Raw genomic sequence first — 12,990 nt, forward strand, 5'->3', positions numbered from 1 at the left:
CGGGGTGTTTTTAATGGAAGATAAAAATTTAAAACGTTGACGTTTTTATTGATTTTGTTCAGTTTTCAATGTTCAATGTTTATTACTGTCTTTCGTGACAGCTAAATTAATATATCATTTACCCGAATGAGAGTCAACACTTTCTCAAAAGTTTTTTAAAAAATGCTTAACAAGTGTAATCCCAAGTATATTCTCAATTTCAGAATGTCAGCTCTCAATTTAATAACACAGTTTATTACTATTTCAACCGTTAGGTAAGTGAGCGGTAGTTCAAGAATCATTCTGTCTTCCCTTCAAAAAAGGCCTGCTTGCACCGGCAATCTCTGGCATTCATCCTGCCGCTTCGCCCTGGTAAAGGATGAAAGCAAAAGTACCCAATCCGCAAAAACCTGACAGGAAGAGGCTTTTCTCTATTTATGACAGCCTCCTTGTACGCTAAGTATTTATAATAAGAAATAAAAAAACGCATATTCTGTTCGAATATGCGTCAATCTCATTATAGATTCTATCTTTTATATGGGCCTGCTCAAAACCGGCTTACTTGCTGATTATATTGTCTTTTTCTTGAACATCCAGTGGTGCACGCTTACCAATACCAAAAGCGAAAAAGCTGACCACAACTAGTACAAGGAATACGATTCCGGCTACAAGCGACATACGCGTGTCATCATTAAACCACATACCAACCAATACAGTCAGTAAGAAAGCGATCGTTACATAATTCGTTACAGGTGCAAACGGCATTTTAAAAGGATGATTTGCCATTTGGGCCTCGTTTCTTTTCCGGAATTGAATCTGGCTGATTAAAATTACAAACCATGGCACCATTCCGGGAAGAACGCTGGCACTGTATACATAAACGAATAAGTTTTCTGGTGCGATGTAGCTTAATACAACTCCGACAGCCAATCCGATCATAACACCTAATGTACTGAAGATAGGCACTCCGTTACGGGAAAGTTTTGCAAAGAACTTTGGTGCTTGCCCGTTCATCGCCAGTGTATAAAGCATACGGCCGGCGCTGTAAATCCCACTATTGCAGCCGGACATCGCCGCAGTGATTACAACAAAGTTAATCAGTCCGGCAGCCGCTGTAATTCCTACTTTTGCAAATGTCGCCACGAATGGACTGCCCATAGAGCTTAGCTGATCCCATGGATAAACAGTCACAATAACAAAAATAGCCCCTATATAGAAAATTAAAATACGCCAAATAATGCTTTGGATCGCTTTTGTTAAGGTATTTTTCGGATCCTTCGCTTCTCCAGCCGTAATCCCGATCAGCTCCACTCCTTGATATGCCCCAATGACAAGGGACAGCGCAAAGAAAAACCCGGACCAGCCGCCCGTAAAGAAGCCGCCATGGCTCCAAAGATTTGAAATTCCAATGGCATCTCCTCCGTTGCCAAGCCCAAAGAAAATCAAGCCAAACCCAGCAATAATCATTAAAATAATAGTCACAATTTTGATGAGTGCAAACCAAAATTCAAACTCGCCAAATGATTTAACCGAAACTAAATTTGCAGCACCAAGAATTGCCATTGCTACAATGCCGGGAACCCAGGCAGGCAGATCCGGGAACCAGTACTGCATGTAAGCTCCCACTGCGATAATTTCCGACATTCCCACAATCACCCACTGGAACCAGTTGCTCCAGGCAGTCATGTATCCCGCTAATGGATGAATGTATTTGTGGCCAAAAGTCGCAAATGACCCTGTGCTTGGCTCTAAATAAAGCATTTCTCCCATTGCACGCATAATAAAAAAGATAAAAACGCCAGTGATTGCATAAGCAAGCATAACAGAAGGACCTGTCCATTGAATCGTGCTGGCAGAGCCCATGAACAGTCCGACACCAATAGTGCCGCCTAAAGCAATCATTTGAATATGACGGGACTCAAGGCCTCTATTCAATTCTTTGTTTGCCACTTTCTTTTTCCTCCTTTGACACGATAAATAGCAGAACGCCGGGAAAGTCCACCCTGTCTTCTTTTATTCACCAGTGAAATAGTGAAGGAGGCATTGTGCTTCTCATTTTTCACCTGCAAGCATGATGCAGCTAGAAAGGTTCGTTATTTATCGTAATTGAATTACCTATTCTATAATAATAAACTTCTTTTAAAAATACAATTGTATCTCCTGGAAAAACACTAATAACCCTACTTGTACTAACATTTAGAATAGTTTAATTTTTCGTAATGGTCCAACGATTAATTATCCTAAAATAGAAAATCTCGTTCCCCTAGTGTAAATATAGTTTCCGCTTGAAAAAGGAGGCTTTATACCTCTTTCCTTCACTTAGCCTTTTTCTCCACAAAAAGACCCTTTAAAGCAATGATCATATTGCTTTAAAGGGTCTTATAAAGAAGTATTTACGCTTTTACGCCTTCTTGACTGTGGGCAGCAAGAAACGCTTCTGTAATCAGTAAGATCTCATCAGAATTATTATAAATCACCGTATTTTCGGGAATTTCAATATCCTCCATGACAATAGCCCGTTCAATGTATGCACCACGACCAATTCGCGCATTCGGCATAATAACGCAGTCTTTTACAAATGCATCACTTTCGATCTGTACACCTTGGGAAATGACTGAATGTTCCAGCTCGCCATTGATGACAGACCCTTCATTTAAAAGAGAATGTTTAACAGAGGCATTACGCCCCATTACCTGCGGCGGATGATTAGCATTAATGGAGTAAATGCGCCATTCCGGATCGTACAAATCCAACTCTTTGCCCTGGTCGAGCAAGTCCATATTGGCTTCCCACAAGCTTTTTACTGTACCAACGTCTTTCCAATATCCTTTAAATGGATAAGCCGTTAATTTTAAATTGTCTGCAAGCATAGCCGGTATCACATCTTTACCAAAATCGTTGGATGAATCCGGATTTCGCTCATCAAGCTCCAGATATTCTTTTAAAACAGACCATTTAAAAATGTAGATGCCCATTGAAGCAAGGTTGCTTTCAGGGTGTTCCGGCTTTTCATCAAAACGGGTAACATTATAAGATTCATCTGTATTCATAATACCGAAGCGGCTTGCTTCTTCCCATGGAACTTCAATAACAGAAATGGTCGCATCTGCACCCTGCTCTACGTGATAATCGAGCATTGCTTCGTAGTCCATTTTATAAATATGATCACCCGATAAAATCAGCACATGCTCTGGATTATGCTGCTGAATATAATGGAAGTTTTGGTAAATGGCACTTGCTGTACCGGAATACCAATTTACTTTTGATGACTCTGCGTACGGCGGAAGAACAGTTACTCCGCCATCCCGGCGGTCTAAGTCCCATGCACTTCCAATCCCAATGTATGAATTTAAAGCCAGCGGCTGATACTGTGTTAAAACACCTACAGTATGGATACCGGAGTTTGCACAGTTAGAAAGCGGAAAATCGATGATACGGTACTTTCCGCCAAATGGTACAGCAGGCTTGGCTAGCGTTTCGGTTAATTCCTTTAAACGGCTTCCTTTTCCTCCAGCAAGAATCATTGCAATACATTTTTGTCTTTTCATGATGTCATTCTCCTTTTCTTTCTCCTGTATGTTTTTTATCTATTAAATGAAGCATTAAGTATGTGAATTTACGCGGACGAAAAGTGCCACAACCTTTGTATACCCCGTTCGCCGGGTATTAATCCTCCATTCTAAAATTTTTTAAATTCTTGTTTTTTGAAAAATAACCTTAAATCGGGAAAATGAGATGATATTTACTGAAAAAGAGGAGAAAACTGAAGAAATTTAAGTGAACAATAAAAAAACAACAGGGAAAGCTACATACGACAAAAAGCTTTTTTATTGCAAATGATCGAGAGCCTAATTAGTATAAAGAACTAGAAAAACTTTATACACGAAGAGAAAAGATTTTTCCCGGCCCTTTCTTTAAGAGGAAAGAAATAACAAATGTAAAGTGTAACCATATTTCTGATTCTGCAGAAAGTCTGGGGAAGCCGACAAGTATTTCCGCAATATTATTTAATGCCCTGGCCAAACCTAAGAAAGGAGACGGATGAATGGGAGAATTAAATATAGCTTTCCGTAAAAGGATTGGCTTTTTTGAACACGAACCGATTACATTTGCGAATTTAGAAATGGTTTTGAGCCGAACAGCCCAAGCCCTTCCTTTTGAGAACCTTTCTATTCTTTCTGGGAAAACAAAAGAGATAAGCGAGAAAAATCTGATTCGAAAAATAATCCTACATAATGAAGGCGGTCTTTGCTATGAGCTGAACGGCCTTCTTTACCTTTTCTTAATTGAGAATGGCTTTAAGGCCGTTTTGGTACGGGGCGTTGTATATAGCGAGCCGGACCAGGATTGGAGCCGTACAGGCCAGACACATGCAGCTGTGCTTCTTTTTCACCAAGGGGAAAAGTACTTGCTTGATACAGGATTTGGCGGCAATCTGCCTTTAGTTCCTGTTCCGTTAACAGGAGAAGCGGTTTCTTCTCCTAACGGCACATTCCGTATTAAACGCGAAAAGACTCCCTATGGTGATTACCTGCTTGAAATGAAAATAAAACACAAGCATACATACTGGAAAAAAGGGTACACATTTGATTCAAAGTTGGAAATAACGAATGTGTCTGAATTAAATCCTATGCAGGAAACGATTGTTCAACATCCCGACTCTGCTTTCAACAAAAAACCATTGGTTACCCGCTTAACGGAGCAAGGAAACATTACTTTAACAAGCACCTCATTGACTGAATGGATAGACGGGAAAGAAAACAAACAAAAAATATCAAAAGAAACATTCGGCCAATCGTTAAAAAAGTATTTTAATTTAGAAATATAAAACTAAGGCTGCATATGCACCGAGAAGTTTAGGAACTGTAGTTCACCAAGTCCCCCTTCAATTATGAAGGTTTTTTAAAAACTGTATAAAATCAAAGCCGGAACCAAAGAATATATGCTTTGGTTCCGGCTTTATTCAATGTTCTTGATTTTCAACTGGCATCTTATAGGCTTTTGAAAAAACTTTTTTGCCGGTTCAGGGTTCGACAAAATATTTTCCAACCTTTTGTTACAATGTGGAAGTAAGGACAAAAAATTCATATTATACAAAAAACAAAAAAGGAACAAAAGGTAAACTAGCCGAAAGGCTGGGACACAAAGCTACAGATCTAAGGTTCTTTTTATAAGAAGACTATGATGGCTGAGCTGCTTCGTCACAGGAGGGTATTCAATGCTGGATCAATATCTTGATCAGGAGATTGTAGAAGAAGTATTGGACACTGAATGGATAGCACTAATGAAAGCTGCAAAAAGCCTCGGTCTGTCAATTGAAGAAATTAGAGAATTTTTAGCTGACAACAAAGTACAAAACTCTGCTTCATAATAGTGAAAGCAGAGCAGCTTACCTTTTCCGTTTGAGCCAACTTTGATCTCAGCTCTTGTCCTGACTGTTTGTAAGACAGGAGCTTTTCCCCTCTTTGTTCTTAAATCACCCGAGTGCTCTTATGTCTATGCTTATTTTGATCGAATTCCCCTTAAAAGACCTTCTACTAAATGTGTAATATATGCTTGATCAATCTCCTGCTTGTAAATCGCTGCTTTTAAATACACAGCGCCAAACAGCATATCGAGGGAAGCGTCTATATCACTTTCTTCGCAAATGTGGCCGTTTTGAATTCCCTGCTTTAAAATGTTTTTTGTTGTATTTCTTCTTGGATATAAAAAGGAAGAAGAAAATTGTTCGGAAATCTCATGATTTTCAATCACCACAGAAAGCAATGCTTTGCCTAAAGAGCTTTTCAGCACTTTCGAAAGCTCCTCTAATTGCTTTTTTAAATTTTCTTCCAGCTTTAGTGAAGGAATATAACCGAATTTGGCTTCTGTCATTTCTAAGAATGCACTTATTAAAAGCGTCTCTTTGTTTTTCCACCAGCGGTAAATCGTTGCTTTGCTGACGTTTGCTTCTACCGCTACCCGTTCAATTGAAAGAGCTGAAAACCCTTTTTGTTCAACCATTTCTATAACGGTGCAAATAATGGCTTTTCTGGCTTCTTCACTTCGCGGCCGTCCGGCTGTCCTGCTTTGACCTTTGTCCGTTTTCATTTTAAAAAGCACCTGTCTTTCAAAAAATCCCTGCTTTCTTATCTACGTTTTCATTTATATATACTTTCTTCATTTAAAGAATTCCTTTTTATTTTAACAGGTGTAACTCCCGCTGCGCTACTCTCTCAGAGATCGATAAAAGAAAGAGACTGCTTCTCCTCTCCTTGCCAAATAAAAGACAAGATAGTATATTATAGTTTGCACAAAAACGAAACGGTTCGTATCGTTTTTAAATGGACTACACTTAGAAAGAAAGGAGATTCTTTATTGTTGAATCCATTATCAAATTCTGCGCCTCGCAGTGAGAACCATTCTTTTATCACCCTTTTATTGTTTTGGTGCGGGCTGGTTCTGTTAAGCAGTATGTATGTTACCCTCCCCTTGACCACCTTGTTTATGGACTCGTTTGGAATTACCAGTGCTCAGACAGCTTGGATTGGAAGTTCTTTTTCACTTTGTTATGCGCTGGGCTGTCTGCTGTATGGCCCGTTTTCCGATAAATATGGCCGAAAGGTCTTTTTAGCTGGCAGCATTTCTCTTTTATCCGTTATCACAATCAGTATTGGTTTTGTCGAAAGCTTTCATGTCCTTCTTGTTCTGCGGGGCTTGCAGGGATTGGTTGCAGCAGCATTCGCGCCTATTTCCCTTGTATATGCAGGAGAATTATTTCCTCCTCATAAACGCTTAACGGCCATTGGATTTATCAGCTCTGGATTTCTCATGGCTAGTATTATCGGGCAGGTGTTCAGCGGTATGGTTAGTGAAGCGTTCGGCTGGCAGGCTATCTTTTCTATTCTGGGTGCTGTCTATCTTATTACGGCCATAGCTGTTATATTTCGCCTCCCTAAAGAACAAACGCCTAATTCAGCGGAAAGCATTCTTCGTAAATTCGGCAATATGACCGGGCTTTTAAGAAATAGACAGCTTTTGCTCGCTTTTTCGATTACCTTTGTCCTGCTTCTTTCACTCGTTGGCATGTATACGGTATTAGGCAGTTACCTGAGTTCCGCCCGGTTCGGCCTCCAATCTGGAGAAATATTGGCCGTCCGCGGAGCCGGCATACTGGGCATGCTTTTTTCTCCATTCGCCGGTCAAATTGCCCAAAAAATCGGACGGGGTGCTGTCTTAAAAGGCGGCTTAGCTATAGCAGCAGCCGGGCTTTTAGCTATTGGATTAAGCCCCATGCTTCCAATCCTTGTTATATCAACGGTTGTATTTGTAGCCGGTATTGCCCTGGTCACGCCTGTTGTGATTTCACTGGTCAGCCAGCTGGCCGGAAATGCCCGTGGAAGTGCCGTATCGTTTAACGCCTTTATTCTTTTCCTCGGTGCAAGCGCAGGTCCAGGGCTCGTAATGGGTTTTTCAAAATCCGGGCAATATGTGCTGGCGCTCGACTTGTTAAGTGCCGTTATGGTCATCGCCCTGCTCGTTTCCCTGTTTATTAAAACTGAAGCGAAAGCGTCTATTGAGGCAGCAGCGAAGCAGCAAATCAGCCGATAATCCCTGTTAACTCAAACAAGCGAAACGCATTTTTAGCGTTTCGCTTGTTTTGTTTAATAGACTTTTAAAAAGCAATGCTTTTTAAACAGATTGTTTTTTAAAGATACTTGAGTAGATAACAGCCACTGCAGCAATTAAAAGAGCCAAGACCGCATAAATATTGCTGTAATTAATGCTTTCCTGGTTGTGAAGAAGCGGATTCAGCTGAATCGCCGTATGGTGAATCTCTAACGCTTTACTGATGAATGTAATAGATGTAGCACCGGCAATGAAGTTTGTCATCATAAAAACGCCCATCCCTACTCCTGCATGCTCTTTTGGAAGAGATTGTGATACGGTGTTGCCGAGGGCAATTTGAATAAATGTCTGCCCAATGCAGGCAAGAAGCAAAACGGCCATGACGATCAAAGGAGACAATCCGGCAATCAGGGCCAGAAAGCCATAACCAAGGAAAAAGCTTAAGAGGGCCGTATAAGCCAGAAAGTGGTTTCCTTTTTGGTCTGCTAATAATCCCGCTTTTTTCCCTAGAACTGCCGCTACCAGCGCACCTGGAAACATAATAAGCCCGCTCATTAGAGGGGATAATCCATTGACGGTTTGCAGCAGAAGCGGAGTCAAATAAGGAATACCAAACCCGATGCCGGAACTTAAGGCAGAAACAAGGATACCAATAGAGTAATGCTTATTACTAAAAAGAGAAAGGCGGATAAACGGATCATTCGCCTTATTCATTCTCCACAAAAAGAAAACAAACAAAACTGCTCCGGCTGCAGCAAGAAGCGGCTCAGACTTCGTAACTGCCAGCAGAAGCAGTGCCAGTGTGCCAGCGAGAAAAGCAGCCCCTGCCAGGTCAATAGTTGTTTTTTGCTTTTCCGCTTCATCATTCAAATACTTTCGGAAAAATGGCAGTGTTACCAACACTAGGAGGGATACGATAAAAAGATAGTGCCAGCTGATAAAACTGGTCACAAATCCAGCGACGATCGGTCCGATCGCTGTTCCCAGCGCCATCCCTGCAGAAGTAATGCCGAGCGCCCTTCCCCTTGTTTCAGGAGTAAAATAACGGGAGGGAATGATCATGGATGTAGCAGGCATAACGGAAGCCCCAGCCGCCTGAAGAAGCCGGCCGGCTACAATCATCCAAAAGTTAGCTGCGGTAAAGCCAATCATCGATCCAATAGCAAAAATCAAAAGACCTGCAGTCAATAGTGTTTTCAGTTTGTATTGGTCTGCCAGCTTTCCGTACATCACAGAGCCGATCGCATACACAATAATGTAACCGGTGACAATCCAGCCGGCTTGGGAAGGCTTCAGCCCAAATTCATCCGTAATAGCCGGAATGGCTATGTTAAACATGGTTGAATTCATGACGGAAATCACAAGAGCAAAAGCCAGAATAAAGATTAGTCTTTCCCTTCGCTTTTCCTCTAGTTGTGAAATAGATTCACTCATTCTTTTTCCTTCTTTCTTTGTGTAAATAGAAAGGGAGCTTTTCTCCCTTTCTGTTTACACACCTATATAGACTCTTTTTAAGCGTTCACTTTATGGGCTATTTTTAAATCGAGTTTCTCTATGTTTTGAATAACCCGGTCAAAACGAAGTGCCTGCGGATGAGCTGGAAAAATATGATGTTCATATGGATCGCCCAGCGTACGGAAGAACGGCTCAAATATACCGGAAACGAGCAGCCCTGCGATTTTTGTATAAGGTGAATCCAAACGGTAAGAATGCACTGTATGGGCTGGAACGTGCAGGAAATCTCCCGGATTTAAATGAATTTCTTCTCCGTTTGCCCACATTGTCATCTGTCCTTCGAGGCAGAAAAAGGTTTCCGTATGCTGTTCATGGTAATGGTCTACAATTCGGTCTCCTTTTGGACCTTCAGATGAAACGATAATAAACTGGCCATCCGTCGTATCCTGAGTCGCTATAATTCTGTGGAGCTGGTCACCTGTTAAAAGCCGGTCTCCCTCTCCTGATTCAAGTACATACGGGACCATCTTATCCGGCAAAACAGTATTTTTAACCAGCTTCGCTTCTCCAATCCGGTCACCATCCTTATAAAAGATCACATCAGCACAAGCGGCTGCTTTTGAGAACCGATAACGGCTTACTTCTTCAACAGCATAAGGTGGATGCTCGATCTTGTTATACGATTCTCCCAGAATGGAATAGAGTTGAGCTGTATTTCCGCCCATTGTATAGGATACGAATCTCGTTCGATGACTTCCCATTTTGTATCCATGAAGCGTTCCAGCCGGGATATGAGCATAATCTCCAGGGAGCAGCAAGTGCTTCTCCCCATTAAGCGTAAGTTCTAGTTTTCCGTCTAAGATTAGAATTCCTTCCTGGCTTTTTTCATGAAGGTGTAACGGAAAAGAATCACCTTTCCCTCCTGATAGCAGCACCATTTCAAAAAGATCGCCTGTGCTTTTGGCATCCGCCATTACCGTTGCTACCTGCCGGCCAAAAAGGTAACGCTCTCCTTCTCCACTGCGAAGCAAGTAAGGTATTTTTTCTTTTGGTAAAGTATTTGTCGATAGCTGAGTCATGGTCATCCCCCTTAAATATAGACCGGTCATTATAATCATATTTAAAAATAAATAGACCGTTCTATATAAAAATAACATAAAGGATGCAGAAGTGCTATCCTTTTCTCGGTATTAAACTTGGTATGATGTCAGACAGCAGTAAAAGCGGGGTTTTGTCTTTGTCTGTCAATGAGCGCATTACACTTCCCCCAACCATAGAACTGATGAGCACTCCTAATTTCTCTGCTTCTTCTTGCTCCATCCCGCTTTGTACAAGTTTTTGAGCAAAAAGAGATTCCCATTTTGTAAATGCTTCAACACAAGCTATCCGCAAAGGCTCACTGATCAAAGCCGTTTCTGCTGCCAGCAAACCGACAGGCACACCCTGTATGCTTTCCGGATGATCAAACTGGCTTGCCGTTTGGGCAATAAATAACTGAACCGCCTTTACAGGATCATCTGTTTTTTCCATATTCTCCTGTATAATTCCCCCGATATATTGGCTTGTATAACGAACAGCCTCAACAGCTAACTCTTCTTTCCCATTTGGGAAATAGTAATAAAGAGAGCCTTTCGGTGCTCCACTTTCTTTTAAGATCTGATTTAACCCCGTTGCATGGTACCCTTGAAGCTGAAAAAGACGTGAAGCGGTTTGAAGAATTTTTTCGCGTGAGTCTGGTTTGTTTTTCATAAAGAACGTACCCCCTGTTAGTAGAAAACGCCTTATACCAATATAAAAAACATTATGCTTCATGTCAAAAAGCGCTAAAACCCTTTAAATCTGCGATAAACCATGCTCTTCATGAATATACCATGGTTTTCTTTTGTGATTTATCTCTTTTAATTAAAGAGCTATTTAAAAAGCAAAAAAGCTAAATAACACTATTAAATTAAAGTTTCTTAGGGATTTGATTTAATTTGTGCTTTTGAATTTCTTCTACTCTCCCTATTGTTTTTAAAGAACTTGCAGGGAAAATTTGAACAAAAGCCTAATCTGAGAATACATAATCCCCTTCTTTGATTTGATTTCTCTCAAACCATCCAAGATTTACTTCAAGTGCATAACGATAAGGAAGTTCGGGATCATACATACGGCATTCTTCCTCTTTACATGGCTCCATATCCATTATTTTAAGAATTTTTCCATCTGAATCAAGAAAAGCAATAGATAAAGGAATTAAGGTGTTTTTCATCCAAAAACCACCATATATTTTTCCCCCGTACATAAATAACATTCCCTCGTTCTCGGGTAATTTTTCAACGAACATTAAGCCCTTTTCTATTTTTTCTTGAGTATTTGCAATTTGGACGGTTAATTTCGTTTCCCTTCCTCCACTGATTATTTTTATCTTTCTTTTCACTGGATTCCCTCACCTTCGAGAATGATTGTAAATAGATTTCAAAAGAAGTTTATGACCTTTGAATTTCCATTTTTCAAAAGATTGCCTTTTCCCCTTAACGCTGCTCAACGAACCCGCGCCGTTCGTTCAATCAGAAATCGACACCAGTCTTTATATACATATGATCGTTCTTGCTTTATGAGCCAAAACAGTCATCTGATAATAGTTTATATGTAAATAAGCAGAGCCTGTAAATATCGATGTGTGAGATAACCTAAATAAGTACTACCAAAGCTGTTAAACTTTAATTATTAATTTTTAGCCAAAGAAAAAAGACCGAAAAAATTCGGCCTTTTTTAGATTTTATTAAATTGACGCACCCGTCCATTCATTAAGTATAAACAGGATCACACGTTCCAGGTCTTGGTTCATAAAAACAGTGATTTTTATATTGACCAGCGAAAGGCTGACCATACCATGTTGGAGGGCATGGAGCATATGGATTAAAATACCAAAGGGCATATTTCCCTGGGTGTTGTCTCCAGTAATTCAAAGCCTGTCTGGCTAATCTTCTTTCAGCTTCTCTTGGCTTTTGATAAAATAAAGTACCTTTTTGAACAGCTTCAAAGGCATAATTGTTTCCTTGTATTTGGTAAATAACATGGGGAACGGTTCTTAAATTTTGAAAGTCTAAACAATTTGCTTTAAGACGGTTAACAATTACATTTCCAACATACAACATCCCCTGATTTCCTTCGGCTTCGGCTTCTGCTCTCATCATCCTTGCCATTAAGTCAACATCCGAACTTCGGTAACTTACTCTTGGCATTTTTTCACCCCCAACATATAGTATAAAAAAAAGCCTGCATTGGTGTAGGCTATTAGAATGCAGACAAATCCCCTTTTTAAAAAAACTTTTGCAAATGGTGTTTTTGCCTCTTTATTTTGGCTTATTTAATGGCTTTCTGATGGAAGCAAGCATTATTAATTTAGCACTAAAGATGGCTCTCCACTTTGCCGACAACCTGCAAGCCTGCATTGACGCCGGCTTTTTTGAATAAAATCACCTTTCATTCTGCATCCAAATGTATTTAGGTTAACTATAAAAAAAGGATAATTAGCCATTAAAATGGACTAGTTACCCTCTAAATGAATATCTACATTCAATTATTCAAATACCGTTTTTCTCTCTTCTCTGCACTGTTCACAAATATGCAGTACTCTAGAAGGATTGTTTTCTGTGTCTGCTTCTTGATTGGGTTCTTCAACCGCACCACAGATTTCACAAATTTTCATGTGACTCATTTATCTCCTTCACATTTAGTTTATTCTCATCATCTGAGTAAATCGTAAAACCAGAATCAATAATCGCCTGCTCAAAGTCATGTGAAGACGCCATTTGTTCATCATACGTAAAGACGGCTTCATTCTTTTCCAAATTAATTTCCGCCTGCCCGATGCCCCAAACCGAAAGAAGGGCATCTAAAACCGTATCTGCATCTTTCATGCTGTGCATATCTTTCACCATAATTGAACCTGACTGCATTTGT

General features: G+C 40.3%; 13 protein-coding genes and 1 riboswitch. Of the genes, 3 read left to right on the forward strand and 10 right to left on the reverse strand.

Annotated features, from left to right (window positions below; translation table 11 throughout):
* Positions 1–537: 537 nt before the first annotated feature.
* The gene (locus tag L2D08_RS18665) at positions 538–1,929 is read right to left on the reverse strand and encodes an amino acid permease (RefSeq protein WP_242236087.1); all 1,392 of its coding nucleotides are present in this window, start codon (positions 1,927–1,929) and stop codon (positions 538–540) included.
* 443 nt (positions 1,930–2,372) lie between these two features.
* Positions 2,373–3,527 carry a glucose-1-phosphate adenylyltransferase gene (locus L2D08_RS18670; RefSeq protein ID WP_255822038.1) on the reverse strand — a complete coding sequence of 385 codons (1,155 nt, stop codon included), beginning with the start codon at positions 3,525–3,527 and terminating at the stop codon, positions 2,373–2,375.
* Positions 3,528–4,024: 497 nt separating this feature from the next.
* Between L2D08_RS18670 and L2D08_RS18675 the strand changes: the two genes are divergently transcribed.
* Both L2D08_RS18675 and L2D08_RS18680 read left to right on the forward strand, forming a co-directional pair.
* A complete protein-coding gene (locus L2D08_RS18675) occupies positions 4,025–4,807 on the forward strand; it encodes an arylamine N-acetyltransferase family protein (protein ID WP_242236089.1) in 783 nt (260 codons plus the stop codon).
* A 279-nt stretch (positions 4,808–5,086) separates the two neighbouring features.
* Positions 5,087–5,180, forward strand: a riboswitch (cyclic di-GMP riboswitch).
* 17 nt (positions 5,181–5,197) lie between these two features.
* On the forward strand, positions 5,198–5,350 hold the full coding sequence (locus L2D08_RS18680) for an anti-repressor SinI family protein (RefSeq protein WP_242236091.1): 153 nt from the start codon (positions 5,198–5,200) through the stop codon (positions 5,348–5,350).
* Between the two features lie 131 nt (positions 5,351–5,481).
* Here the strand turns inward: L2D08_RS18680 and L2D08_RS18685 are convergent, their stop codons facing one another.
* Positions 5,482–6,069, reverse strand: a complete 588-nt coding sequence (locus L2D08_RS18685) for a TetR/AcrR family transcriptional regulator (RefSeq protein WP_242236092.1) — start codon at positions 6,067–6,069, stop codon at positions 5,482–5,484.
* A 270-nt stretch (positions 6,070–6,339) separates the two neighbouring features.
* Here L2D08_RS18685 and L2D08_RS18690 point away from each other — a divergent pair, with 270 nt between their 5' ends.
* Positions 6,340–7,569, forward strand: a complete 1,230-nt coding sequence (locus tag L2D08_RS18690; RefSeq protein ID WP_242236094.1) for an MFS transporter — start codon at positions 6,340–6,342, stop codon at positions 7,567–7,569.
* Positions 7,570–7,650: 81 nt separating this feature from the next.
* On the opposite strand, the gene L2D08_RS18695 is transcribed toward L2D08_RS18690, so the two are convergent.
* From L2D08_RS18695 to L2D08_RS18720, 7 genes are all read right to left on the reverse strand, one after another.
* On the reverse strand, positions 7,651–9,021 hold the full coding sequence (locus L2D08_RS18695; RefSeq protein WP_242236096.1) for an MFS transporter: 1,371 nt from the start codon (positions 9,019–9,021) through the stop codon (positions 7,651–7,653).
* A 77-nt stretch (positions 9,022–9,098) separates the two neighbouring features.
* Complete coding sequence (locus L2D08_RS18700; protein ID WP_242236098.1) at positions 9,099–10,121, reverse strand: quercetin 2,3-dioxygenase; 1,023 nt, start codon at positions 10,119–10,121, stop codon at positions 9,099–9,101.
* A gap of 94 nt (positions 10,122–10,215) precedes the next feature.
* The gene (locus L2D08_RS18705; protein ID WP_242236100.1) at positions 10,216–10,791 is read right to left on the reverse strand and encodes a TetR/AcrR family transcriptional regulator; all 576 of its coding nucleotides are present in this window, start codon (positions 10,789–10,791) and stop codon (positions 10,216–10,218) included.
* Between the two features lie 298 nt (positions 10,792–11,089).
* Positions 11,090–11,461, reverse strand: a complete 372-nt coding sequence (locus tag L2D08_RS18710) for a DUF192 domain-containing protein (protein WP_242236101.1) — start codon at positions 11,459–11,461, stop codon at positions 11,090–11,092.
* A gap of 370 nt (positions 11,462–11,831) precedes the next feature.
* Positions 11,832–12,269 carry a cell wall hydrolase gene (locus tag L2D08_RS18715; protein WP_242236104.1) on the reverse strand — a complete coding sequence of 146 codons (438 nt, stop codon included), beginning with the start codon at positions 12,267–12,269 and terminating at the stop codon, positions 11,832–11,834.
* Between the two features lie 338 nt (positions 12,270–12,607).
* Positions 12,608–12,736 carry a hypothetical protein gene (locus tag L2D08_RS24095; protein WP_255822039.1) on the reverse strand — a complete coding sequence of 43 codons (129 nt, stop codon included), beginning with the start codon at positions 12,734–12,736 and terminating at the stop codon, positions 12,608–12,610.
* Positions 12,723–12,986: a heavy-metal-associated domain-containing protein gene (locus L2D08_RS18720; protein ID WP_242236106.1), complete on the reverse strand. Its 264-nt coding sequence runs from the start codon at positions 12,984–12,986 to the stop codon at positions 12,723–12,725. The genes L2D08_RS24095 and L2D08_RS18720 overlap by 14 nt, the downstream gene beginning before the upstream one ends.
* Positions 12,987–12,990: the final 4 nt, after the last annotated feature.

It is taken from the genome of Domibacillus sp. PGB-M46 (assembly GCF_022668875.1).
In the GTDB taxonomy this organism is placed as follows: domain Bacteria; phylum Bacillota; class Bacilli; order Bacillales; family Domibacillaceae; genus Domibacillus.